The following is a 24517-nucleotide window of genomic DNA, read 5'->3' on the forward strand; positions in this document are numbered from 1 at the left end:
CGTTGCGCGGTGACCTCCGGTCCGATAGACTCTCGCTGAGGTGGATCCCCGCTCATCCACGAGCCTCTGGCAGGAGGCCCGCACGCTTTTTCCCGGGGGAGTCAACTCCCCGGTCCGTTCTTTTCGGGCCGTCGGGGGAGAACCGTTTTTCGCCCGGCGCGCGGAAGGGGCGACCCTCTGGGATGTCGACGGCCGCCCCTACATCGATTACGTCTGCTCCTGGGGAGCGCTGCCGCTCGGCCACGCGCACCCGGTCGTTGAGGCCGCCGTCCGCGAAGCCCTTGCCGAGGGGACGAGCTTCGGGGTGCCGAGCCCGCGGGAAGTGCGGCTCGCCGCAAAGATCCGCGCGTCGGTCCCCTCGATCGAAAAGCTGCGGATGACCTCGAGCGGAACCGAGGCGTGCATGACCGCGATCCGCTTGGCGCGCGGCTTCACCGGGAGGGACAAGATCCTCAAGTTCGCCGGCTGCTATCACGGACATAGCGATTCCCTCTTGGTGAAGGCGGGCTCCGGAGCGCTCACCCACGGGGAACCCGACAGCGCCGGAGTTCCCCGGCCGCTGGCCGAGCTCACGATCGTCCTTCCCTGGAACGATGCCGCCGCCGCACAGGAACTCCTCGACCGGGAGGGCGGGCGGATCGCCGCGGTCATCCTGGAACCCGTGCCCGCCAACGCCGGCCTCCTCCCGCCCCGGCCCGGCTTCCTGGAACGGATCCGAGAGCTGTGCGATCGGCACGGCATCATCCTGATCTTCGACGAGGTGATCACCGGTTTCCGCCTAGGCATGGGCGGAGCCCAGGAGCGTTTCGGGATTCGGCCCGATCTGACCACTTTCGGGAAGATTGTCGGCGGCGGCCTGCCCGCGGCCGCCTTGGGCGGCCGGGCGGAGATCCTCGACCGGCTGGCTCCCGCGGGAGAGGTCTACCAGGCCGGAACCCTAAGCGGCAATCCTCTGGCCATGGCCGCCGGCCTCGCGCAGATCGAGGAGATGGAGAGGAGCAGGGCCTACGAGCGGCTGGAGCAGCTAGGGGCGATGCTCGAGTCGGAAGTCCGAGAACTTTTGCGGCGGCGGGCGGAGAAATCCGTACAATTTCACAGAATGGCCTCCCTCTTCTGCTTCTTCTTCACCGATCAGGCGGTTTTCTCGCTCGAAGACGCGATAGCCAGCGACCGCAAGCGATTCGCCCGCTTTTTCCATTCGCTCCTCCGCCAAGGCGTCTTCTTTCCGCCATCTCCCTTCGAAACCTGCTTTCTTTCCACCGCGCACTCGGAAAGGGAAATCGAGAAAACGGTCGCGGCCATCGGCCGGGCCCTGGAAGAGTCCCAATGAGACATCGGCTTCTCTTTGCCCTCCTTCTGCCCACTTTCTGGACCTGCCTTACGGCGGACGCGCAGGCGGCCGCTCCGTCGGAGTCGGTTTTCCCCAAGAGCCAGCTCCGTCCGGGCATGCACGGTCTTACCTACACGGTGCTGCAGGGCAACAAGATCGAGCCGATCCACACGGAAATCCTCGGCATCGCCAAGGATTTCGTCGGCCCGGGACTCGACTTGATCATCGCCAAACTCGTCGACGCCAAGACGGCGACCACGGGAGCCGTGCACGGCATGAGCGGGAGCCCGCTCTACATCGACGGCAAGCTGGTGGGTGCCCTCTCGCGGCGGATCGCCTCTTTTGAAAAAGACGGTCATTGCGGGTTCACGCCGATCGAGGACATGCTCCGCATCGAGCAGGAGCCGTCTCCGGAGCCGATCCGGCCCTTTCCGACCGAACTGCGGGACGCGTGGCGCTGGGGGGGGCCCGCACCCCTGCGCAGCGCGGCTCTTCGGGCTGACTACTTGGGAATTCCGCTCTCCGTCGGTGGACTCAACCCGAAGATTGTATCCCGCTTCCTGGAGGCGCTCGGCTTCCGGGGAGCGCCGATCCTCGCCGTGCCGGGCGGGGGCACCACGGCGATCGCCGGCGGAGGGTCGGCCCTGGAGCCGGGAGCTTCTCTGGCCGCCGTGATGATGACCGGAGACATCAACATCTCGGGAACCGGAACCCTGACTTGGCGCGACGGCAACCGGGTGCTCGCGTTCGGCCATCCGATGTTCGGCTTCGGGAAGAGCGACCTCCCGATGGCCGCAGCGGAGGTCGTGACGACCGTGCCCAGCTACGAGACGCCCTATAAGCTCACCAACGTCGGACCGGTCGTGGGGACGATTTTGGAGGACCGCCTCTCCGCGATCGGAGGAAAGGTCGGGCAGATGCCGAAGCTCGCCTCCTACCGCTTCGAGCGCTTCCACTGCGGCCGGCGGTTACCGACGCTGCGGGGAGAGTTCGTCTCGCATCCGCTCTTGACCCCGCTCGTGGTGAATCTGGCGATGGGCCAGATCTTTTCGGCAACCGACAGCTTCGGTCGGAGCTTCACTGTTTCCGTCGACGGCTTCGTCCATTTTCGCAACCTGCCCTCCCTCCGCCTCCGGGGCCTCTACTCGGGCGAGGACGGCGATCTGGCGACCGCCATCCTCGAGATGGTGCAGCCTCTCCAACTGCTCTTCCAACAACCTTGGGTCGAGCCGGTCGTGGAGTCTCTCGAGCTGAAGACCGTCTCCACCGAGAAGGAAGAGAACTGGACGATCGAAAGAGCGTCGGTGGACAACCCCCGGTGTCCCCCGGGCGGCACGGTCTGGGTCCGCTGCGTCCTGCAGGAGCGGCATGGCCGCCGGCTCGAGCGGAGAGTCGCGCTCCCTCTGCCGCCGGGGCTCCATGAGCAATCCGTGGCCGTCCGAATTGCTTCGGGACGCGCTCTGGACACACGCGCCCTTCAGCAAAAAATACCCTCCGCGCAAAGCGCCGAGGAGCTCATCGCCCTGCTCAATGCGCAGCATCCCAACGACACCCTCTACATCCAGGCGGTCTCCGAAGCGCCGGGGATCGTTTCCGGGGCCAGCGACCTGCCGGCGCTCCCACCCACGATCCGGACAACCCTTTCCCCCTCCACCTCTTCCAAGCAGGCGGATTCCTGGAACGAGCTGATCTGGTCCGAAGAGGCCCTGACCGTCCCAGGGGTCGTCGGAGGCGAGCAGACGGTCCGAATCGAAGTGCGGTGAAGGCAAGACGCTTGACGGTCCCCGGCGGAAGCCGCTAAATAGCTGCCGCAACGGGCCCAAACGTCCCCGGGCAGGGAGAACCCGCCATGGCGAAGCGTGTTCTGCTATCGATCGTTGCAGAGGAGGAGACAACGTGAAACGATTGCTGCTTTGTGCGCTCGCCTTGATCCATGGCGGCCTCATCGGTTCCGCAATCGGACAGATCATCGACCCGGATCAGGCAAAGCAGATCTTCGGCGTTCTGCCGAAGGTGGCGGAGAATCCGCAGAACCCCGTGACCCCGGAAAAGGTAGCCTTGGGGAAGTCGCTCTATTTCGAGCGCCGCCTCTCCAAGAGCAGCTCGATCAGTTGCTCGAGTTGCCATGACCTGAACATGGCCGGCGTCGACGGCCTCCCCACCTCGCTCGGCTACCGCTGGCAGCTCGGGCCCCGCAACGCGCCCACCGTGCTGAACGCGGCCTTGGAGTTCGCGCAATTTTGGGACGGCCGCGCCAAGGACCTGGAGGAGCAGGCCAAAGGCCCGATCCTCAATCCGAAGGAGATGGCGTCCACCAAGGAGCTGGTCCTCCAGCGGCTCAAGAGCATTCCGGAATACACGGCCGCCTTTCATCTAGCTTTCCCGGAAGAAAAGGAGCCCATCACGTACGACAACGTCGCGAAGGCGATCGCCGCCTTCGAGCGGACCCTGCTTACCCCCTCCCGATTCGATCAATACATAGCGGGGAATCCTTCCGCGCTCAGCGAGCAGGAAAAACAGGGGTTGAGCACCTTTGTCGCTGTGGGATGCACCGCCTGCCACAACGGCGTCGGGGTCGGGGGAGCTTCCAGAAATTCGGCGTGTTTCACAAGCCCGATTGGCTCAAGGACTTGGGTAGATATGAGGTAACCAAGAATCCTGCGGACAAGTACGTGTTTAAAGTCCCATCCCTCCGCAACGTCGCCTTGACCGCACCCTACTTCAACGACGGCTCCGTCTGGAGCCTGGAAGAGGCCGTCAAGACGATGGCCTACGCCCAGCTCGGCCGCACCCTTTCGGAGACGGAGGTCAAGAATATCGTCGCCTTCCTGCATGCCCTCTCGGCCGATCCGGCCCTTGCCGTCACCCCACCCACCCTACCTCCCTCTTCCCTCTCGACTCCGAAGCCGATGCCCTGAAGGGTTTCTTTTGCCGCCCGTACTTTGTTGTCGCCGGATCCTCACGCTGCTCTTCCTTCCGCTGGCCTGGCTGGCGTTCCCCGGACAGGGATTCGCCGTCCATCCGCAGCGGGTCGTCCTCGATACCTATGCCGATTTCGCCCAGGGAACGGCCGAGGGTGTGACCGTCGGCGACGGGGGGCTCCTCCAACCGGCGCCCTCGGTGGAGCTGCTGGCCCGTTTGCCCGCCGACCAGCTGTGGGTGATTCTCCCCCAAAGCGACGGCACGGCGCTCGTCGCGGCCTCTCCGAAGGCCAAGATCTTTCGGATCGGCAAACACCAAGAGGTCACGCTCCTGGCCTCTTTTCCCGAGCAGCAGATTCACGCGATGACCCGCAGCCCGAAGGGCGACCTGTTCGCGGCGACTTCTCCCGATGGCAAGGTCTATCTTGTGCCCGAAAAGGGGGCTCCGCTCGTCTACTTCGACCCGAAGGAGAAGTACATCTGGTCCCTCCTCTTCGATCCTAACGGCGTCCTCTATGCCGGAACCGGCACGGCCGGAAAGATCTACCGCATCGAAGGGCCGCAAAAAGGCGGCCTGTACTGCGCCACCGGAGAGACCCACGTCCGTTGCCTGACGTGGGAAAAACCGGGAGTGCTGCTTGCAGGCAGCGCGTCCCGTGGGCTTCTCCTCCGTGTTCTGCCCGGCGGACAAGCCGTAGCCCTGGTCGATACCGAAAGAGAAGAGGTTAACCAGATCACCGTCTCTTCCGACGGCACCGTCTTCTTTTCAGCCGTCGGGATGCGCCAGGCTCCCCGCGCGCCGGGACCGGCTCCGGAACCCGGCTCCGCTCTCGTCGAGATCGGTTCTGCTCCGTCGGAGCCGCCGGAGTTGGAAGAGCCGCCGCGGGAATCCGGCCGCCGGCTTCCGTTCGGCATGATCAAGCCCGCTGCGGCCTCCTCCCTCTCCCAGCTATGGGCGATCGACCGCTCGCTGGTGCCCCGGCCGATTTGGGGGACTCGCGAGCTCCTGTTCTCCCTCCTCCAATCTTCGCTGGGTCTCCTGGCCGGAACGGCCGGTGACGGTTACCTTTACCGCATCACTCCGGAAGGGAGGAGCGACCGCTTGCTCAAGATCGACGCTCCTGCCGTTCAAGTCGCGGTCGCCGCCGGTTCTCGGGGAGAAATGCTGCTCGGGGCGAGCAATCCCGCCCGAGTCTTCCTGGCCGGCGGCACGCCGCGCCGCGAAGGGCTCTACCGCTCCGCCCCCATCGACGCCGGAAATTACGCCCGCTGGGGGCGCTTGCTCATCGATAAGACCGGAGCGGTGCAGGTGCGCACGCGAACCGGGAACAGCGCGAAGCCGGATACCTCATGGTTCGAGTGGACTCCGGCCCCCGACGGGCGCTGCCACAACCCACCCGGCCGCTATTTTCAGTTCGAGCTCGGGCTGGGCCTAGGAAGCACGGTCAATCGCGTTCAGGCGGTCTTTTTGCCCTATAATCTTCCCCCTAGGATCGAGAAGCTGCAAATTCTGCCCCCCGGAGTCGCCTACTCTGAGCTGCCTCCCCCTCCCTCTCCTCTGCAGGCGCGCACGCTCGATCAACTTCTCGCCCAGGAAAACAAGCCCGAGCCCGTGGATGCCTTTCCGCCGATGCCTCCCCGATACCAGGCGAAGGAGGCCCGCGGACTCCGGACCGTCGTCTGGAAGGCGGAGGATCCCGACGGCGACGACCTCCTCTATTCGGTACTGTATCGGAACGAGAAAGAGCAGAGATGGCATCTCCTCGTCAAGGACTGGGAGCAGGAGCTGTTCAGCTGGGACACCTCGGGATGGCCCGACGGCCGGTATCTTCTCAAGATCGAGGCTTCCGACGCCCGGGACAACGCGCCCGGAGAGGGACTGACCAGCTCCCGGATCAGCCGTGCTTTCCTCGTTGACAACACCCCGCCGCGCATTCGCGTTCTCGCTTGCGGCGACGGAAAGCTCCGCTTCCTCGTGAGCGAAGATGCCAGCGGGATTCGGTCGGTCGAGATCTCGCGCGACGGCCGGGAGTTCCTTCCGGTCCCTCCCATCGACGGAATTCTCGATTCCGAGGAGGAGGAGTTCGAAGTTCCTTGCGCAAAGGGGGAAACCCTCTTCATCCGCGCGGAGGACGAATCCGGCAACATTGCGAGCGCCTCTTCGGCGAGCCGGTGAAGTTTCTCAGGCGGGCGATCCTTCCAACCCGGGTAGCAGACCTCCGGCGGCCGGAGTGCCCGCGGCCGGGGCGGAGACCTTGGTCCCGCAAACGGACGGAGCGGTGCTGCCGTCAGGATTCGGGCGCGGCGGCGGAGAAAGCAAGCGGCCGGTGCGGACAATCTCCTCGGCCTGCGCAGCATCCAAGGTTTCGTAATCCAGGAGCGCCTTCGCCAGCGCTTCCATCTGCGCACGATTGGCCAGAATCAGCTCCTTCGCCCGCTGGTAGGCGTCTTGGATCAACCGCTTGACCTCACCATCGATCGCTTCCGCCGTAGCCTCGCTGTACGCTCGCGACATGCCCAAGTCGCGCCCCAGGAAGGTCATCGTCGGATCGTCCGCATAGTGAACCATGCCCAGCTTCTCGCTCATACCCCACTCGCATACCATCCGTCGTGCATACCAGGTCGCCTGCCGTATATCGCCGCTGGCCCCGCTCGAGATGTCGCCCAGGAATACCTCCTCCGCCACTCGGCCGCCCATCGCCACGCAGAGGTTGTCGAGAAGCTCCTTCTTCCTGGTGTTGTATCGATCGGTAGCCGGCAGCATCATCGTCACCCCGAGGGCGGGCCCCCGCGGGATGATGCTGACCTTGTGCAGCGGATCGGTATGCTCCAGGAGCACGTTGAGCAGCGCATGACCGGCCTCGTGATACGCGGTGATCTTCTTCTCCTCATCGCTCATCGCCAAGCTCTTGCGCTCGCGTCCCCACCGCACCTTGTCGCGCGCCTCTTCCAGTTCCGGCTGCCCGATCGACTCCTTGCCCCGGCTGGCGGCCAACAGAGCCGCCTCGTTGATCAAGTTGGCCAGCTCCGCGCCCGAGAAGCCGGCTGTGCCCCTGGCCAGAGCATGAAGATCGGCATCCTGCGAGAGCTTTACCTTGGAGGAATGCACCTTCAGGACTTCCTCACGTCCCCGGATATCCGGGAGGTTCACGCGCACCTCCCGGTCGAAGCGTCCCGGACGCAGAAGGGCCGTATCGAGGACATCCTTGCGGTTGGTCGCCGCGATCACGATCACACCTTCCTGCGATTCGATGCCGTCCATTTCGACAAGCAGGGCATTAAGCGTCTGCTCGCGCTCATCGTGGCCTCCGCCGAGCCCCGTCCCGCGGCTGCGTCCGACCGCATCGATCTCATCGATGAATACGATGCAGGGAGCCTGCCGTCGGGCCTGCTCGAACATGTCCCGGACGCGCGAAGCACCGACTCCGACGAACATCTCGACAAAGTCGGATCCGCTGATGCTGAAGAAGGGCACGTCGGCCTCTCCCGCAATCGCCTTTGCGAGCAGGGTCTTTCCCGTCCCCGGAGGCCCGACCATCAGCACTCCCTTCGGGATGCGCCCTCCTAGCTTCTGGAAGCGTTTCGGGTCCCTAAGAAACTCCACGATCTCCTGCACTTCCTGCTTGGCTTCCTCAATCCCCGCCACGTCCCGAAAGGTGACCTTGGTCTTCTCGCCGGAGAGGAGCCGCACCCGGCTCTTCCCGAAGCTGAAGGCGGTCTTGCCCGCCATCCGGATCTGCTGCCGGAAAAGCAGATAGAGAGCCAGGATGAACAGGAGAAAGGGGAGAACGCTCAGCAGCGCCTGGCCCCAGAAATTGTGGACGACCCGGATGTCGACCTCGGGGAAGCCCTTAGCGGCGAGAAGATCGTGAAGATCGCGGTTGAAATCGAGATCGACAACCGTTCGGAACGGGACGAGGACCATCCCTCCCGGCGCGTCGGGCGAGGGCTTGACATAGCGTCCTTCCAGATAGGTCTGCCCATTGGAAGTGTCCCGCACGAAGGCAATCGACTTCACCTGCTTCTGATCGAGAAGCCGGACAAGCTGCGGCAGGCTTTTGCCCTCGATCGCGGGGGACGGCCCCGCGCCCACGAAATAGAGGAGCGTCGAGAAGACAAAAGCCACCAACAGAAAAAAGACCAGCCCCTTCCATTTCCCCTCTCCCGGGCCTTTCGGATCCCGCAACGGGGAGTCGTTCCTCTTGCCTCGAGCAGGCTTGCTTCTTTCCGGAAATTGGCTCGGCGTCAGCCCCATCGTCTTCTTTTCTCCTATTAATGCGCGTGTCGCGCTTAACCTTATCACCGCTCCCCTACCCTGGCAAACGGAGGCTCGGCTCCCGGTCGGGGCCCGACCCTGGTGCGGTCGCACCGCCGTTCCCGCGTTCACAGAAAGCCGGACGGTAGTAGGTATCGCGCGGAACGGGCTCGCGTCCGCTCTCGCGGATGGCCGCCGCAAGAGCGTCGGCGGTTTGCGCAACCGGGCTCTTCGATCCCGCCATGTGGAAGATCTTTTCCTCCTCGATGGTCCCGTGAAGATCATCGGCTCCGAACGAAAGAGCAACCTGACCCAGGGAAAGCCCCGAGCTGACCCAATACGAGGTGATGTGGTCGATATTATCGAGGTAGATTCGGCTCACCGCGATGGTGCGGAGCATGTCCCAGGGGCTCGCTCGACGGAGATGGGCAAGCTTCGTGTTGGCCGGCTCGAAGGCAAATGGCACAAAGCCGCAAAAGCCCCCGGTCTCCTCTTGAAGCGCGCGCAATCGCCTCAGGTGATCGACGCGGTGCGCCAGCGTCTCCACATGCCCGAAGAGCATCGTGGCCGTGCTCTTCTTCCCCATCCGATGCCAGATCCGGTGCACCTCGAGCCACTCCTCGGCGCTTTCTTTCCCGCGGCAGATCCGGCTCCGAACCTCGGCATCGAAGATTTCGGCTCCGCCGCCGGTGAGGGAGTCGAGTCCGGAGGCGGCCAGCGCTTCCAGCACCTCGGGGATAGAACAGCGGGCGATCCGATGCGCCAAGTGGCGGATTTCGACCGCTGTGAACGCCTTTACCATCATCCCGGGGCAGCGCTCCTTGATCGCGGAAATCAGGTCCCGATAGTAGGAAAAGGGCAGCTTGGGGTGCAGCCCTCCGACGCAATGCACCTCGACCGCCCCGCGTTTCCACGACCGCGCAGCCAGCTCGGCAAGTTCCGCCACCGAATAGAGGAAGGCCCCCGGTTGGCCCTCCCGACGATAGAACGCGCAAAAACGGCAGCTCAACACGCAGATGTTGGAATAGTTGAGGTAACGATTGATCAGGTAGGATCCGCGCGAACCGTTCTTGCGGCGGGAAACCAGATCGGCCAGAGCACCGACGGTGTTGGCGTCCGGACAAGTGAAGAGCCGCAGCGCGCTCCCCTCATCGATTCTTTCGCCGGCGGCCACTCGCTCGGCGATGTCCGCGATCCCCGCCCTCCGAGCGGCTTCCCAAAAGGCCGTCACAGCCATAAGCTTCCAACGACCCCCAGCAAAAGAAGCAAGCTCACCGCCACATTGATTTCGAAAAAGGCCATGTTTAGAGCGCGACCGTCCTGCTCCCGGCAGAGTCGATGTTCGTAGAGGAGAGCCACGCCGCAAATCGCGCAAGCCCACCAATACGCCGTGGAAAGACCCGCCTGCAAGCCGAAAGCGACCCAGCCGATCCATGCCGCCCCGTGGAGGAGGCGCGCGGTCCGCAGCGTGGCCGCCGATCCGAACCGGGCGGGAAAGGAGCGGAGTCCGAGCCGGCGATCGACGTCCAGATCCTGCAGCGCGTAGATGAGATCGAATCCGAAGGTCCAGGCGAGCACCGAAGCCGCAAGCAGGTAGGGAGTGAGGTCGGTCAATTCTCCTCGCACCGCCGCCCACGCACCGAGCGGGGCCAGCGCCAGAGCCAGGCCCAGGAACGCATGGCAAAAGGAAGTGAAACGCTTCGTGTAGGAATAGCCGAGGACGATCACGACGGCCAGAGGGGCGAGAAGCCGGCAGAGCCCGTTGAGGAACCAGAGCCCGAAGCCGAACACGGCAAGCCCGGCCAGGCAGAGGACCAGAGCTTCCGTCCGGCTCGCCAGTCGGCTCCTTTCCACCGTCCGGGGATTCCGCCGGTCGATCTCCCAATCGACATACCGGTTGAAGGCCATGGCGGCGGTCCGCGCGCCGACCATGCAGATCAGGATTCCCCAAAGAACCCTCGCGGAGGGCAATCCCCGGGCGGCGACCAGCATGGCGGCCAGCGCGAAGGGAAGAGCAAAGAGCGTATGGCTGAACTTGATCAGCCGAAGCAGGTTGACTAGCCGAGCAACCGGAGGGTCGGCGCTCATCCGCTCTCTTTCTCCTTCCACCGGACGGCCAGATCGTGCGGTATCCGCAAGTGATCGAGCACGCGGGCGACCACGGTATCCACGAGGGCCCCAACGCTCTGGGGCTTCCCGTAAAACGAAGGACAGGCGGGAATCACGACGGCCCCGGCCTCGATCAGCGTCACCATGTTCCGCGCATGGATCAAGTTCCACGGAGTCTCGCGGGGAACCAGAAGGAGAGGCCGGCGCTCCTTGAGGAAAACGTCTGCCGCCCGTCCGATCGCCCCTTCGGAGACGCCGTGGGCGATCCGCCCTGCCGTGCCCATCGAGCAGGGGATGATCACCATCGCCGAAAACCGATTCGATCCGCTCAGGAACGGAGCCGCCATCGAGCGCTCGCTATGGACAACGAAGCGCGGCGGAACGGCAAGCCCCTCCTTCTCCAGCTCCTCCCTAGCCACTTGGCGCGCGTAGTCGGTGACGATGACGTGAACCTCGTGATCCCCCTTCTCCAGGAAAGAGAGCAACCGCTGAGCATAGAGCGCTCCGCTGGCTCCGGTTACGGCTACGACAAGGCGCATGGATCGTTTACCCGCAGGCGAGGCTCAACCCGCAGCCCGCCTCACGGATCCGCTCGGAAACGAACGCGCCAGGAACAGGCGCGGGCCTGGCTTACACCAGGTCGTAGTCACCGTCCGAATAGCCGCCGACATCGTCCGGATCGTCGGCGGCCAAGTCGGCTTCCGAATCCTCGCTTCCGTCCCCGCCGTCGCAGCAGTCCGAAGGTTCGGCTGGCGGCTCTTCCGGCGGCGCTTGTCCCCAAGATCCTTCCCGCGGCTTTCCCGGCTCGACAATCACTTCGACCGGCTGCTGCGGGTGCGGGCCGAAGACCCGATCGATCATTCCACCCATGAGAGCGCCCAAGCCCAGGAAGCCCGCCGCCTTAGCCACTTCCCCCGCGGGGTTGCCCGCCGGCGCCCCCGGAGCCGCAGGCCGTTCCTCGCGCCGCGGTGCCTGATCGAACCGGGTCGTGACGCCATGCCCGGATCCGGCTGGAGCGGCAGCCCCGGGGAGCCGAGCGGCGATCACCTCCCGCAACCCTTCTACCGTGGGGGCGGGGATCGGATACGGAAAAACCAGAGAAGTGGGCGCGGCGGGGTCGACACCTTGCTCCTTTCGGAGCGCACCGGCCAGCCATTCGCGTTCCTCAGGAGAGAGAAGCGCGGGGTTCACTTCGAGAACGACGCTTTCGGGCGCGTCGATGCCTCGCCGCAGCGCTTCCACCGGGTCGACAGAGCAACGAATTTTCATGTTGTCCTCTCAAAAATCTAATTTCTAGCGTAACCGGTACCCTCCTTGGAGGCAAGCCGGCGTCTCCCGTGTCGCAGGCAACGGGGCAAGCGATGCGACCGCTGCTCATCGGTCCACCCCCCCCGCCCAGGGGCCTGGCACCCGGTGATGGAGGTTGTAGGAGCTTCCCGGAGGGCTGAGAGACCCGCGCGGGCTTCTCGTCCCTTTGGTGGATTCTTGATCCGCTGCTCCACCCGGTCCAAAAGGCCTCCGCCAGCCGGTCCTTGTGGTGGTCCCGGACCTCCGCCCAAATTGCAGCGTCCGCTTTGCGCTCGTTGCAGCGGTCGCGCCAGTGCTCCGGCTTTCCCTCCCCCTTGCGCTTGCCGCGGCCCGGCTCCCGCCTCTCCAGTTCCTGCCGACGTAATCTTGTGAACGGAAGGAGGATCCTGGGCTTACTTTTTTGCCTCCCCTTCTTCCGGCGCGAGAAGCGGCAGACGATAGCGCAGATCCCGGACGAAGGTCTGGAAGTCGGGCAAGCACTTGGCTGTCCCATGCCATAGCGCTCAGTGCGACATGTCTGGGAGAGCCGAACGTCTCCCATGCCGCAACGCTTTTGTAAGATGATCTCCATTTTCCGCTCGCGTCTCCGCCGGTGCATACTGATCGTGATGGCCGGACGTAGTCCAAGCCGGCAAGGACCTCTTCGAGGCTTCGAGGGCCGCGCCTCCCGGAGACTCCGGATCGGAAACACCCGGCGCCGGCTTTCCCCTCACCCTCCGGCCAACCCGAGCACGTCTTCCATCGAGTAGATTCCCGGAGGCTTTCCCACCACCCACCGCGCGGCCCGAAGGGAGCCGAGGGCAAAGGTATCGCGCGACTCGGCCCGATGGGTCAGCTCCAAGATTTCTCCGCGCCCCGCGAAAAGGACGGTGTGGACTCCCACGATCCCTCCGGCGCGGATCGCGTGGATCCCGATCTCTCCCGCCTCCCGAGGTCCGGGCTCTCCTTGCCTTCCATAACGGGCGGCTTTTTCCAGCGGAACCCCGCGCATCTCCGCCACGATTTCCGCCAGGCGGCGCGCGGTTCCGCTGGGCGCGTCCCGCTTGCCGCGATGGTGGGCTTCCACAATCTCCGGATCGAACTCCTCCCCCAGCACCGCCGCCGCTTTCCGGACGAGGTAGAAGAGGAGATTTACCCCCGTGGAGAAGTTAGGCGCCCACACTATCGGGATCTTCGCGGCTGCCCGGCGCACCCGCAATCCCTCCTCGGCCAGATGGCCCGTCGTCCCGATCACCAGCGCCTTGCCGGCTTCCGCGCTCGCTTCAGCGAGTTCGGCGGAAAAGCCGTGCTCGCTGAAGTCGATGATGACATCGCTCCGGCGGAGAGCGGGCTCGAGCGGATCCCCTCGATCGACGGCTCCGACGATCTCCCACCCGCCGGCCGAGCGCGCCCGCTCCAGAACCGCCGTCCCCATGCGCCCCTTGGCGCCGACCACCGTCAGGCGGATCATGCCTCCTCCGGAGCCGTTCCCACCAAGGCCAGCGTCTTTTCGAGCCGGGCCCGGCTGCTCGGTTGGAGCGGAACCAGGGGAAGGCGAACCTCGGGCGAGATCCAGCCGCGCAGCGCGAGCGCCGTCTTGATGGGCACCGGATTGGTCTCCACGAAGAGATCGCGGAAAAGCGGGTAGAGGCGCCGATGGAGCCGTTCGGCTTTCGCAACCTTCCCCGAGAGAAACGATTCCACCAGATTGACGACCGCCTTCGGCACCAGATTGGAGGCGACGCTGATGACCCCGACGGCACCAACGCTCAAAAAAGGGAGGGTGAGCGAATCATCCCCGCTGAGCAGGGCGAAGTCCTCGGGGAGGAGCTGACGGAGCTGGCTGAGCCGGTCGACAGAGCCGCCGGCCTCCTTGAGCCCGATGATGCTCTTATGCTCCCGGGCGAGCGCCTGCACGGTCTCCGCCGCGATCTCGACGCCGCACCGGCCCGGGATGTTGTAGAGCACCAGAGGGAGCCGGGTGCTCTGGGCGATCGCGGCGAAATGGGCGTAGAGCCCGGCTTGGCTCGGCTTGTTGTAATAAGGGGCGACGAGCAGAGCCGCGTCGGCTCCCGCATCCTCGGCGGCCCGGGTCAGGTCGATCGCCTCGGCCGTGCTGTTGGATCCGGTTCCCGCCACAACGGCAACCCGCCCGGCGGCGAACTCGACGGTCTTGGCAATGACCCGGATATGCTCCTCATGCGTCAATGTGGGGGACTCCCCCGTGGTTCCCACCGGAACCACGCCAGCCACTCCGCCTTCGATTTGCGCCTCCACCAGCCGCCGCAAGGCCTCCTCGTCCACCGCTCCTCCGCGAAACGGAGTCACCAGCGCGGTATACGTTCCCGAAAGCTTCATTCCTCCACCTCTACTTCTCCCGTGAAGATCACTGTTGCCGGTCCTTCGAGCCGGACTCCCTGAATGCGATCGTCCGTGCGTTCGAATCCTACACGCAGCCAATCCCCGCTTCGCACCAGCACCGACACTGGAGGGGAAACGCCCTTGACGAGGTGAGCGACGACCGCGGCGGCCGTCACACCGGTTCCGCAGGCGAGCGTCTCCGCTTCCACTCCCCGTTCGTACGTTCGAACCGAAATCCGATCGGGACCCAGCAGCTCGACGAAATCGGCGTTCACCCCGTCGGGCGCGAAATCCGCCAGCCACCGGAGCTCCCTGCCGAGCTCCTCCACATCGATACCGTCGACGCTCCGGACGAAGACCACCAGGTGCGGCACTCCGGTATGGATCCAGTGCACCTCCAGTGGTCCATGCCGGGTGGACACCAGCTGCCGCAGGCGCGCCGCGCTGGGATCGGGCATTGTGATGGAGACCCCTTCCCCCTCGAAGGTGGCTTGGATGAGCCCGGCACCCGTGAGGAAGGAGACCGTTCCCCCGTCTTCTTCCTTTAGCAAGGGCTGCAAAAAGCGGGCGAAGCAGCGGGCGCCGTTCCCGCAAAGAGAGGCCTCTCCCCCGTCCGCGTTGTAGTATCGCATCCGGATGCGGTCTTGCTCCCCGTCGGTTTCGGCGACGAGCATCCCGTCGGCGCCGATGCCGTAATGGCGATTGCAGAGCCGGGCGATCTGCTCGGGACGGAATCGGAGGCGGCCGTCTCGGTTGTCGACGAGGACAAAGTCGTTGCCCGCACCCGTCATTTTCGTAAATTGAACCTTCATGTGTGATCGCTAAGTTTCGATCGAATTAGACCTTTTGCCAACGATATACAAAACAAACCTTGGACTCCCCAGCCGCTGAATCCGCCCCGGAAGCTCTCCGGCCCCGCATCGGTGTAATCGATTGCGGCATGGGCAATCTACGGAGTGTCGAGAAAGCGCTCGCCTCCGTCGGTGCCGATCCGCGACGCGTCACGGCACCCGAATCTCTGGCCGATTTGTCGGCGGTCCTTCTTCCGGGAGTCGGCTCCTTCGGGGACTGCGCCGCCCGGCTGACGCAAGCCGGATTGTGGGGCCCCCTCCGCGAATGGATCGCCGGGGGCAACCCCTTCCTCGGCATCTGCCTGGGCTATCAGCTCCTCTTCGAAGGAAGCGCCGAAAGCCCGGGAGCGACCGGGCTCGGGATCATTCCGGGTGAAGTCGTCCGATTCCCCGCGCGGGTCGGCAAGGTCCCCCAGATCGGCTGGAACACCGTCCGCATCCTTCGCCCGAGCCCGTTCACCCAGGGGATCCGGTCGGGGGATTTCGTCTATTTCGTCCATAGCTACTTCCCCGTTCCTGAGGATCCGGAATGGGTCGCTCTGGAAACCGACTACGGGGTCCCCTTCGCCAGCGGAGTCTGCCGCGGAATGCTCTTCGCGGTCCAATTCCACCCGGAGAAAAGCCAGCGGGTTGGGTTGCGCCTTTTGGCCAACTTCGTCGACGTCGCCGCGCGCCGGGAAACAGCGGCTCCGGCCAATCCGTGAAGCTCTTCGCCGCCATCGACATCCTGGGAGGCAAGGTGGTGCGCCTCCGGCAAGGGAAGAGGGAATCCGCCACGATCTACTCGGAGGATCCGCTGGCCACCGCCCTCCGCTGGGAAGAGGAAGGGGCGGACGGCCTGCACATCGTCGACCTGGAGGGAGCGTTCTCCGGCGTCTCTTCCGTCCTGTCCTGGGTGGAAGCGATCGCCGGCAAGGTCCGCATCCCCATTCAGCTCGGCGGCGGCCTCCGCACGACGGCGGCCGTCGCGGAGGCGCTTCGTTGCGGCGCTTCGCGCGCCGTGATCGGAACACGCGCATGGGAGCAGCCGGAATTACTTCCGGAGCTTGCCGCCCGGTTCGGTTCCGAGTGTATTGTGGTCGCCCTCGACGCGCGCAACGGGGAAGTCCAAATCGGCGGCTGGGAACAGGGCACGGGGAAGAACGTGATCGAGGCGGCTTGGGAAGCTCGGCAGAACGGCGCGGGCTTCCTCCTCTACACCGATGTTTCCGCCGACGGGATGCTTTCCGGCCCGGATCTCGTTCGGACCCGGCGGCTCGTGGAAGCCGTCCGCATTCCCGTCTTCGCCTCGGGAGGGATCGGGAAACCCGCGGATCTGGAGGCTCTGCGGCGAATTCCCGGCCTCTACGGAGCCGTCCTGGGCCGGGCGATCTACGAGAAGAAAATCTCCCTGCGGGATTGGCGCCGGCGGGAAGGACGGGAGCGCTCGTAGAGGCCGAGCGCTTCGGAAGCCGAACCTCCTCCGCCACTCTCGCCTAGCGGCCATTTCTCACAAATTTCGTAGCCGAGGCGCCGCAAATGGGCTTGGGTGCGAGGCGGGCGCAGGTTTTCCACCGGAGCTGTATGAAGACATACTGCGAGGATGGAAAACCAAGCCCAACGAAGCAGACGAGCCCGTTTTGCAAGCCGTAGGAGAAAGCTTGTGAGAAATGGCCGCTAGCCCCCATTTCTCACCAGTACGAGCTTTCGGGCGAGAGAGGTGCCGGTTGAGTCGCTTGCGAGCAGTTCCGCCCGCGCAGAGCTCTTCGTGAGGCGGGATCGAGCAAGATTTTCATTCGATTTGCCTTAACGCGAGCACTGCAAAGCGCAAAAAGCCGGTTGTGGAGCAAGACTCCGCCTGGTCGTAGGCTTTGCCGAAGGAACAGATCTGCGGTTTTGGCAGATGCTCAGCAACGCAGCACTCGGAAGACGTGGGTAAAGAGGCTCTTCCAAGGATAGGCGCTGCTCATCGAGAGGAAGACGCGGCGGACGCTGACGCGGACCAGCGTGCCGATCTTAAAGAGCTTGATCCGGAGGGTGTCGACCTGGGCCTCGGCCCAGTCCGTTCCTCGCAGAGCCAGCCGTCGCAGCGCTTCCACCAGCGTGTAAGCGAGAGCCGAGAAGTAGAGGCGAAGTTGGTTGCTGGCCATTTGCGCGGTCGAGAGCCGGTCGGCAAAGAGGTGGAGTTGTTCCTTGATCCGATTCTCCATGTCGCCACGAGCACAGTAGAGCTTCTCGTAAAGGTTTTGGGCGGGCCACTCCTCGGTGGAGAGAGAGGTCACGACAAAGCGCGGATTCTCCCCTCTTTCCAGGTACTCGGCTTTGGCGACCACCCGGCGCTCCCTCGACCAGCTGCTCAAGGTGCGGTAGGCAAACTCGGTAAAGAAGCGGGCCGGCTTGCCACTCGACTCGTGCAGACGACGGGCTTGCTCCATCGACCCCTGAATGGTCCGGCACAAGCGCTCGTTGCGCGCCAAGCCGAAGAGGTAGTCGACTTGATTGGCTTCGCACCAAGCCATGATCTCTTCCCGGCAGAAGCCCGAATCGGCCCGGAGCACGATCCGGACTCCGGGCCAACGGGTACGGAGTTGTTCCACGATCCGGCTCACCTCCGTAAGGGAGCCCGCCGACGCATCCTGGTTCGATGGCCGAAGCCGGACGCCAAGGAGTTGATCGCCAGCAAAGATGTAGAGCGGCAAATAGCAGTAGGAGTCGTAGTAACCATGGAAGAAGCGCTCCGGCTGATGTCCGTAAAGGGGGATGTCGGTCGCATCCAGATCGAGCACCACCTCCTCAGGGGGCTGGGGATGCGATTGGAGGTAGAGATCGACCAGAAGACGGTCGATCGCTTCGGCCGAGTAGTCGATCTTGTGGTAGCGCTCGCTTCGACCCACCAGCTCCAGCCGGTTGAGCGTGCTCTTGCCCGCCAGATCCTCTTCCAGATCGCTTTTCCCGCTCAGGAGAGCAACCAACGGATCGGTCCGCAACTGCTCATGGTCGTTGAGGTCTTCGTAGCCCATCGCAATCCCGAAGATGCGCTGGGCAAGCATCTCCCGTACCCGATGCACAATGCGTTTCGGATGGCGTCGATCCACGAAGCAACCCTCTAACCGTCTTAACAAACCGATCTTCCGATCCGCTTCCCGCAACAGAATTGCGCCCCCATCGCTGGAGATCCGACCCGCGGTAAATCCCGCTTCCACCCGTCGCGAAAAATGCGCTGTAAACGCAAAAGTCTCTTGGCTACACTCTGTCATGGAAGGCCGTTTCTTTTTTCTGGTTGTAGTAACGTCTTCTTAACGCACTTATACCAGGGAAAGACGGCCTTTCCTATGCCCTTTTGTCGGCTTTTTTGCCCTCCGCTATGCCCGCTATTGGTGAGATATGGCGGCTAGCAGCCTGTCGGACTTTCCTTTTCCTTCTGGAATATGGTAAAAGAGGGCATGGCTGAGCGATTTGTGACGGTGGATCGGCTGACGCCGATGCTTTTGCCCGAGGACCTGCGAGATTGGGTGGAGGAGGACGACTTGGTGCATTTTGTCATCGAGGCGGTGGAGAGGATGGATCTGCGGGGATTTCGGGTGAACGTACGCGGGACTGGGGACGCACAGTATCCGCCGTCGATGATGCTCTCGCTTTTGATTTATTGCTACGCCAACGGAATCTTTTCGAGTCGGAGGATTGAGGCAGCGACGCGGCGGGACGTGGCGGTGCGTTATCTTTGTGCGAACACCCATCCGGATCACGACACGATCTGCCGGTTTCGGCGGGAGAACTTTGCTGCGGTGGCGGACTGCTTTTTGAAGGTCTTGGAGTTGGCCCGGGAGATGAAGCTTTTGAAGGTCGGGGTGGTGAGTGTCGACGGGACCAAGATTCGGGCCAAGGCGAGCAAGCATCGGAATGTGACCTACGAGCGGGCCGGAGAACTGGTGGAGCTTTTGCGGGCGGATGTGGCAGATCTCTTGAAGAGGGCGGAGGAAGCGGACCGGAGAGAGGAAGCGGATCCGGGCAAGCTACCTGAGGAGATTGGTCGGCGGGAGCGGCTCCAGGCAAAGCTAGAGGAAGCGCAACGCCGGCTGGAGGAACGGGCCAAGGAGCGAGCGGAGCGGGAGCGTGCGGATTACGAGCGGAAGGGAAAAGAACGGGAAGCTCGCAAGGGGAGTGCCAAAGGGCGGCATATCCACCCTCCGGAGGAGAAGCCTGGGGCGGAGGAGCAAAGCAACCTGACCGATCCCGAGAGCCGGCTGATGCGCAAGAGCCGCAACGAAGCCTTTGAATAGAGCTACAATGCGCAGGCGGCCGTGGATGCGGAAGGGAGTGCCTTGGTGCTTTCGGCTCGGGTGAGCGTCTGCGCCAACGATGCCGGCGAGTTGGAAGCCGACGTGCGGGCCATTCCTACGGAAGCCGGTCGGGTCCGTGCGGTGCTGGTAGACACGGGGTATGCCAATGGCGAACAGGTCGAGGCTCTGCAGGCGGAGGGAATCGAAGTCTACTGTCCGATGAGGGCTGAAGCTCTGGAATGCCGCCGGCGATACGAGTTCCGGCCCACCGATCGTCGACGGGAGAAGCCCGTGGAATATACCGCCCCGTGGAGACGCAAGATGGTTGAGAAGCTCGCCAGTCCGGAAGGCCGCCGCCTCTATGCTCGACGCAAGCAGACGGTCGAACCGGTCTTCGGCATCATCAAATCGGTAATGGGCTTCCGGGCGTTTCGGCTCCGCGGGCAAGCCAAAGTCCAGGGCGAATGGTCCTTGGTCTGCTTGGCGTACAACTTCAAGCGACTTTGGAAGCTTGGGGGAGCCCGCAAGCCCGGTTCCCTTCCGATTGGATCCCTATGGTCGCTCTCCGCCGGAAAAACGGTCGTCGCATTGTCTTGGTTTTTAGGATTCCCGAGACAATCGCTCCCCATGCCGCATCGGACCGTCGCCGCATCGTGGCAAACTCTCGTACTAAGGCCGACAGGCTGCTAGCCCTCCGCTTCCCCGGAAGGGAAGCGGAGGGTGATCCGGACGATTTCCGAGCAATGGCCCACGCGCACCGGAGGACCCCAGGTGCCCGCGCCGCGGGTGACGACGATATGGGTCTTTCCCCGGCGCTCGTAGCCGTAGGCCAGGGGAAAAAGCCGGGAGACGATGTGGTTGATCGGCCAGAACTGGCCTTCATGGGTATGGCCGCAAACGAGCAGGCTCGCCCCGCAATCGATCGCCTCCCCGAGCGCGGAAGGCCGGTGGTCAAGGAGAAGGAGGGGCAAGCGCGGGTCGGACTTCTCCAGGATCCGCCGGAGCGGGAGGCGGGGCCGGCCGTCGCCCAGCACCGCTTTGACGCGGTCCTCCCTGCCGGCGATCCGCAGGAAACCGCCCACCTCGACGCACCGGTCCCGCAGCACGGAGATCCCGTTTTTTTCCAGAAAAGCGGCGGCTCCGTCCGCCCCGCAATAATACTCGTGGTTTCCCAAGCAGGCGAAGACACCCAGCGGGGCGCGCAACGCGCGGAAGAGAGCCCCCACTCCCATCCTCTCGAGGGCCTCCGCGGGGGCATCGACCAGGTCCCCCGGCAGAAGGACCAGATCGGGCTCCGTCGCCCGGATCGCCCGGGAGACCCGCGCCAGAGTCCCGGCCCACAAGGGACCCGCGATGTGGAGATCCGAAGCGACCGCGATCGTTATCCGGGGAGGGCCGGGAAAGGGGGCAGGCGGCGACTCGCAGAGAAGATCGAGCCTCCGGATCTCCAACCGTCGGGCGTTGGCAATTCCCTTGAGCAGCACAAGGCAGACTAAGCCCACCAGGACAAGAGCCCACGCCCCGCGGGGAAGCAGGCTTTCCTCCCACCGGGCGAAGGCGGGCAGCAGCCGCAGCAGATCCCACAGGCTGACTCCCAGGAAGAGGTAAAGAACCGAGGGAATCCAGAGCGAGGAGAAGAGCACCGCCCAATCGGCGGCTACTGAAGGCCTCCGCTCCTGCCAACGCCGGGCGGCCGGATAGCCGAAGACAGAGACTAGGGCGAGCGCAAGGTAGGCGACGCGCAGGACGGGGTACGGAGGGATGATCGGCCACCCGCGCAGGAAGACGTAGAGGCCAAGGGACAGATATCCGCTGACCAGGAGAGTCGAGAGGGAAATCCCCGGGATCCTCCTCGCCACGACATGCTCCTAGCGGCGCGAAGCCAGCGTCGCGTGATACTCCTGCAGCGCCTTGACGCGGAATTCCTTGTGCTGGAGCGACCGGATCGCCTCCACCGTAGCCCACGCGGCCGCCATCGTGGTCATCACCGGGACTCCCGCGTAGAGCGCCCGAGTCCGGATCTGGATCTCGTCCTGCCGCGCTGTTCGCCCGCCCGGACAGTTGATCACCAGAGCAATCTCCCCGTTCTTCAGCATGTCGAGGACGTTCGGGCGCCCTTCGGAAAGCTTATGGAGCCGCCGACAGGGGACGCCCGCCTGCTCAAGCGCGCGACCGGTCCCCACCGTGGTATAGAGGGTGAAGCCGAGCTCGTGCAGGGCGCGAGCGATCCGGGCCGCCTCCTCCTTATCCTGATCCCGGACGCTCACGAAGACGTTGCCGCCGAGCGGGAGGCGCGGCGAGGCCGCCGACTGCGTCTTAGCGTAGGCGAGCCCCAGGTCCTCATCAATCCCCATGACCTCCCCAGTCGACTTCATCTCGGGGCCTAGGAGGATATCGACGCCGGGGAAACGAAGAAAGGGAAAGACGGCTTCCTTGACGCAATAGTAGCCCGGGATCACCTCCCGCGTGAAGCCGAGCTCGGCGAGCGTCCGCCCGGCCATCACTTTGGCCGCCAGCTTGGCCAGCGGCACTCCGATGGCCTTGCTGACAAAGGGTATCGTCCGGGATGCCCGGGGGTTGACCTCGAGGACGAAGAGGTCGTCTCCCTTGACGGCGAATTGCACGTTCATTAGCCCGCGCACCTCAAGCTCGAGCGCAAGGGAGCGCGCCGCCTGCCGGATCTCTTCTTGGATGGCGGCCGGAAGCGTAGGGGCGGGGATCACGCAGGCGCTGTCGCCCGAATGGACTCCTGCCTGCTCGATATGCTCCATGATCGCTCCGACGACAACGGTCCGGCCGTCGCACAGGCAATCGACATCCACCTCGGTCGCCTCTTCCAGGAAGCGATCGATGAGGACCGGCCTCTCCGGGCTGACGAGCAGCGCTTCCCGGATATAGCGCCGCAGGTCTTCCTCGGTGTAGACGATCTGCATCGCTCTGCCGCCGAGCACGAAGGAGGGACGGACGAGGACCGGATATCCCACCTGCGCGGCTCCGGCCACCGCCTCCGCCTCGCTCCGGCCGATCACATGGAGAGGCTGGCGCAGACCGAGCTTGGAGACGAGCGCGGTGAAGAGTTCCCGATCTTCCGCCCGCTCGATCGAGCGCACCGCGGTCCCCAAGATCCGCACCCCCGAGCGCTCCAGGCCCGCGGCAAGATTGAGCGGCGTCTGCCCGCCGAACTGGACGATGGCTCCAGAGGCCTGTGTCGCCTCGTAGATATTGAGGACATCCTCGAGGGTGAGCGGCTCGAAAAAGAGCAGATCGCTGCAGTCATAGTCGGTGGAGACGGTTTCGGGGTTGGAGTTCACCATGACGGCTTCCATCCCGAGTTCCCGGAGGGCTTGCGCCGCGTGGACGCAGCAGTAGTCGAACTCGATCCCTTGCCCGATCCGATTCGGTCCGCCGCCGAGGACAAGAATCCGCTCCTTTCTTCCGGGCGGGGGCAGCTCCCGGCATCCGCTCTCATAGCTGGAGTAGTAGTAGGGGGTAAAAGCAGTGAATTCGCCGGCGCACGTGTCGACAAGCCGGTAGGAAGGCCGAATGCCGTGCCGGGCTCGTAGAGAGCGCACCTCTTCTTCCGACATCCCCCAGAGGTGGCCGATTTGCCGGTCGGAGAAGCCCTTGCGCTTGGCTCGGGCGAGCTCCTCCGCATCCTTCGCTCCGCGGGAAAGGCGCTCTTCTTCCTGGACCAGGTCCCGAATCTGCTCCAGGAACCAGTGGTCGATGCCGGTCAGCTCGGCGATTTCCTCGACGCCCATTCCCGCCCGGAAGGCGTGGCGGATGTAGAAGATCCTTTCCGCGCGCGGGGTCACTAGGTAGTGACGGATCTCCTCCATCGAGGGGACGGGATCGGACCGCGCCCCGCCCGCTCCCAGACCCCAGGCCCCCACCTCCAGGGAGCGGAGACCCTTTTGGAGAGACTCCTGGAAGGTGCGTCCCATCGCCATCGCTTCTCCGACGCTCTTCATGGATGAGGTGAGCGTTGGATCGGAGGTCGGGAACTTTTCGAAGGTGAAGCGCGGCAGCTTCGTCACGACATAGTCGATCGCCGGCTCGAAGCTGGCGGGTGTCTCCCGAGTGATGTCGTTGCGCAGCTCGTCAAGCGTGTAGCCGACCGCCAATTTCGCTGCAATCTTGGCGATTGGATAGCCGGTTGCCTTCGACGCGAGGGCCGAGGAGCGGGAAACCCGGGGGTTCATTTCGATGACGAGCTGCCGCCCGCTCTTCGGATCGACCGCGAATTGGATGTTGGAGCCTCCGGTTTCCACGCCGATCTCCCGGATCACAGCGAAGGCCGCATCGCGCATCCTCTGGAACTCCCGATCGGAAAGGGTCTGGATGGGCGCGACGGTAATGCTGTCCCCGGTATGCACCCCCATCGGGTCGACGTTCTCGATCGAGCAGATGACAACGCAATTGTCCATCGAGTCGCGCACGACCTCGATCTCGTATTCCTTCCAGCCGAGCAGGCACTCCTCGATCAAGACCTCACCGATCGGCGAGGTGGCCAAGCCGCCCGCCACGATTCCCTCGAACTCTTCCCGGTTATAGGCGATTCCCCTCCCATCCCTCCCAGCGTGAAGGCCGGTCGGATGATCAAGGGGAACCTCCCGATCGCCTCCGCGATATTGCGCGCTTCCTCGAAGTTCCGCGCGGTCCCCGAATCGGGCACGGCCAGGCCGATCCGCATCATCGCTTCCTTGAACAATTGCCGGTCTTCGGCTTTCTTGATGGCCTCCGCCTGGGCCCCGATCATCCGCACACCATACCGCTCCAAGAGCCCGCGGTCGGCGGCTGCGATCGCCACGTTGAGCGCGGTCTGCCCGCCCAGAGTGGGGAGAATCGCATCCGGCCTCTCCCTTTCCAGGATTTTCTCGAGCACCTCGACCGAGATCGGTTCCAGATAGGTACGATCGGCAAACTCCGGATCGGTCATGATGGTCGCCGGATTGCTATTGAGAAGGATGACTCGATAGCCCTCCTCTTTGAGCGCCTTGCACGCCTGCACTCCGGAATAATCGAACTCACAAGCCTGCCCGATCACGATTGGCCCGCTGCCGATCAGCAAAATCGAATGGAGATCATCCCGCTTGGGCATAGGCTGCAGACATTTCCGCTTCCCGCCGCGCGCATGGCCGCGG

17 protein-coding genes and 2 pseudogenes are annotated in these 24517 nt (G+C 64.2%); 8 read left to right on the forward strand and 11 right to left on the reverse strand.

The window, feature by feature from the left end; all coding sequences use genetic code 11:
• The first annotated feature begins 40 nt into the window (after window positions 1–40).
• The 5 genes from hemL (at window position 41) to MTHMO_RS09010 (ending at window position 6427) form a co-directional block, all read left to right on the forward strand.
• Entirely contained in the window at window positions 41–1330 is a 1290-nt protein-coding gene (hemL, locus tag MTHMO_RS08995) for a glutamate-1-semialdehyde 2,1-aminomutase (protein WP_202214478.1), read from the forward strand.
• Window positions 1327–3093 (forward strand): SpoIVB peptidase S55 domain-containing protein, encoded by a 1767-nt coding sequence (locus MTHMO_RS09000; RefSeq protein WP_202214479.1) that lies wholly within the window; start codon window positions 1327–1329, stop codon window positions 3091–3093. Before hemL ends, MTHMO_RS09000 begins: the two co-directional genes overlap by 4 nt.
• 133 nt (window positions 3094–3226) lie before the next feature.
• Window positions 3227–3979: a cytochrome-c peroxidase gene (locus MTHMO_RS09005; RefSeq protein ID WP_370568308.1), complete on the forward strand. Its 753-nt coding sequence runs from the start codon at window positions 3227–3229 to the stop codon at window positions 3977–3979.
• Window positions 3980–4002: 23 nt separating this feature from the next.
• Window positions 4003–4248: a hypothetical protein gene (locus MTHMO_RS11270; protein ID WP_370568309.1), complete on the forward strand. Its 246-nt coding sequence runs from the start codon at window positions 4003–4005 to the stop codon at window positions 4246–4248.
• Between the two features lie 10 nt (window positions 4249–4258).
• A complete protein-coding gene (locus MTHMO_RS09010; RefSeq protein ID WP_202214480.1) occupies window positions 4259–6427 on the forward strand; it encodes a WD40 repeat domain-containing protein in 2169 nt (722 codons plus the stop codon).
• Between the two features lie 6 nt (window positions 6428–6433).
• Here MTHMO_RS09010 and ftsH read toward each other — a convergent pair whose 3' ends face one another.
• The 8 genes from ftsH to dapF all read right to left on the reverse strand — a co-directional run bounded on the left by ftsH (window position 6434) and on the right by dapF (window position 15075).
• Window positions 6434–8506 carry an ATP-dependent zinc metalloprotease FtsH gene (gene ftsH / locus MTHMO_RS09015; RefSeq protein ID WP_202214481.1) on the reverse strand — a complete coding sequence of 691 codons (2073 nt, stop codon included), beginning with the start codon at window positions 8504–8506 and terminating at the stop codon, window positions 6434–6436.
• 55 nt (window positions 8507–8561) lie between these two features.
• Window positions 8562–9743, reverse strand: coding sequence for an aminofutalosine synthase MqnE (gene mqnE, locus MTHMO_RS09020; RefSeq protein WP_202214482.1), 1182 nt, complete (start codon window positions 9741–9743; stop codon window positions 8562–8564).
• A complete protein-coding gene (locus tag MTHMO_RS09025) occupies window positions 9734–10594 on the reverse strand; it encodes a UbiA-like polyprenyltransferase (protein WP_202214483.1) in 861 nt (286 codons plus the stop codon). The genes mqnE and MTHMO_RS09025 overlap by 10 nt, the downstream gene beginning before the upstream one ends.
• Window positions 10591–11154: a UbiX family flavin prenyltransferase gene (locus MTHMO_RS09030; protein ID WP_202214484.1), complete on the reverse strand. Its 564-nt coding sequence runs from the start codon at window positions 11152–11154 to the stop codon at window positions 10591–10593. Before MTHMO_RS09030 ends, MTHMO_RS09025 begins: the two co-directional genes overlap by 4 nt.
• A 91-nt stretch (window positions 11155–11245) precedes the next feature.
• A complete protein-coding gene (locus tag MTHMO_RS09035) occupies window positions 11246–11884 on the reverse strand; it encodes a hypothetical protein (protein WP_202214485.1) in 639 nt (212 codons plus the stop codon).
• A gap of 748 nt (window positions 11885–12632) precedes the next feature.
• Window positions 12633–13373, reverse strand: a complete 741-nt coding sequence (dapB, locus tag MTHMO_RS09040; RefSeq protein ID WP_202214486.1) for a 4-hydroxy-tetrahydrodipicolinate reductase — start codon at window positions 13371–13373, stop codon at window positions 12633–12635.
• The gene (gene dapA, locus MTHMO_RS09045; protein WP_202214487.1) at window positions 13370–14260 is read right to left on the reverse strand and encodes a 4-hydroxy-tetrahydrodipicolinate synthase; all 891 of its coding nucleotides are present in this window, start codon (window positions 14258–14260) and stop codon (window positions 13370–13372) included. The genes dapB and dapA overlap by 4 nt, the downstream gene beginning before the upstream one ends.
• A complete protein-coding gene (gene dapF, locus MTHMO_RS09050; protein WP_202214488.1) occupies window positions 14257–15075 on the reverse strand; it encodes a diaminopimelate epimerase in 819 nt (272 codons plus the stop codon). The genes dapA and dapF overlap by 4 nt, the downstream gene beginning before the upstream one ends.
• Window positions 15076–15203: 128 nt before the next feature.
• On the opposite strand from dapF, the gene hisH reads away from it, so the two are divergent.
• Together hisH and MTHMO_RS09060 are read left to right on the forward strand one after the other, a co-directional pair.
• Window positions 15204–15818, forward strand: coding sequence for an imidazole glycerol phosphate synthase subunit HisH (gene hisH / locus MTHMO_RS09055; protein ID WP_202214489.1), 615 nt, complete (start codon window positions 15204–15206; stop codon window positions 15816–15818).
• Window positions 15815–16546, forward strand: coding sequence for a HisA/HisF-related TIM barrel protein (locus MTHMO_RS09060; protein ID WP_202214490.1), 732 nt, complete (start codon window positions 15815–15817; stop codon window positions 16544–16546). Before hisH ends, MTHMO_RS09060 begins: the two co-directional genes overlap by 4 nt.
• A 454-nt stretch (window positions 16547–17000) precedes the next feature.
• Here MTHMO_RS09060 and MTHMO_RS09065 read toward each other — a convergent pair whose 3' ends face one another.
• Window positions 17001–18350, reverse strand: coding sequence for an IS1380 family transposase (locus MTHMO_RS09065; protein WP_202214491.1), 1350 nt, complete (start codon window positions 18348–18350; stop codon window positions 17001–17003).
• A 186-nt stretch (window positions 18351–18536) separates the two neighbouring features.
• On the opposite strand from MTHMO_RS09065, the pseudogene MTHMO_RS09070 reads away from it, so the two are divergent.
• Window positions 18537–20063: pseudogene (locus MTHMO_RS09070) on the forward strand (IS1182 family transposase).
• Here MTHMO_RS09070 and MTHMO_RS09075 read toward each other — a convergent pair.
• Together MTHMO_RS09075 and carB are read right to left on the reverse strand one after the other, a co-directional pair.
• Window positions 20060–21232: a metallophosphoesterase gene (locus MTHMO_RS09075; protein WP_202214492.1), complete on the reverse strand. Its 1173-nt coding sequence runs from the start codon at window positions 21230–21232 to the stop codon at window positions 20060–20062. The pseudogene MTHMO_RS09070 and the gene MTHMO_RS09075 sit on opposite strands and share 4 nt — an antisense overlap.
• Before the next feature lie 9 nt (window positions 21233–21241).
• Window positions 21242–24474, reverse strand: a pseudogene (gene carB, locus MTHMO_RS09080) (carbamoyl-phosphate synthase large subunit).
• Window positions 24475–24517: the final 43 nt, after the last annotated feature.

Source organism: Methylacidimicrobium sp. AP8 (genome assembly GCF_903064525.1).
Classification (GTDB): domain Bacteria; phylum Verrucomicrobiota; class Verrucomicrobiia; order Methylacidiphilales; family Methylacidiphilaceae; genus Methylacidimicrobium.

Bases quoted from the DNA above. Each gene is read 5' to 3' on its own strand.
- MTHMO_RS09000 (WP_202214479.1), top strand. From the start codon at position 1,327: ATGAGACATCGGCTTCTCTTTGCCCTCCTTCTGCCCACTTTCTGGACC.
- ftsH (WP_202214481.1), bottom strand. From the start codon at position 8,506: ATGGGGCTGACGCCGAGCCAATTTCCGGAAAGAAGCAAGCCTGCTCGA.
- mqnE (WP_202214482.1), bottom strand. From the start codon at position 9,743: ATGGCTGTGACGGCCTTTTGGGAAGCCGCTCGGAGGGCGGGGATCGCG.
- MTHMO_RS09025 (WP_202214483.1), bottom strand. From the start codon at position 10,594: ATGAGCGCCGACCCTCCGGTTGCTCGGCTAGTCAACCTGCTTCGGCTG.
- MTHMO_RS09030 (WP_202214484.1), bottom strand. From the start codon at position 11,154: ATGCGCCTTGTCGTAGCCGTAACCGGAGCCAGCGGAGCGCTCTATGCT.
- MTHMO_RS09035 (WP_202214485.1), bottom strand. From the start codon at position 11,884: ATGAAAATTCGTTGCTCTGTCGACCCGGTGGAAGCGCTGCGGCGAGGC.
- dapB (WP_202214486.1), bottom strand. From the start codon at position 13,373: ATGATCCGCCTGACGGTGGTCGGCGCCAAGGGGCGCATGGGGACGGCG.
- dapA (WP_202214487.1), bottom strand. From the start codon at position 14,260: ATGAAGCTTTCGGGAACGTATACCGCGCTGGTGACTCCGTTTCGCGGA.
- dapF (WP_202214488.1), bottom strand. From the start codon at position 15,075: ATGAAGGTTCAATTTACGAAAATGACGGGTGCGGGCAACGACTTTGTC.
- hisH (WP_202214489.1), top strand. From the start codon at position 15,204: ATGGGCAATCTACGGAGTGTCGAGAAAGCGCTCGCCTCCGTCGGTGCC.
- MTHMO_RS09065 (WP_202214491.1), bottom strand. From the start codon at position 18,350: ATGACAGAGTGTAGCCAAGAGACTTTTGCGTTTACAGCGCATTTTTCG.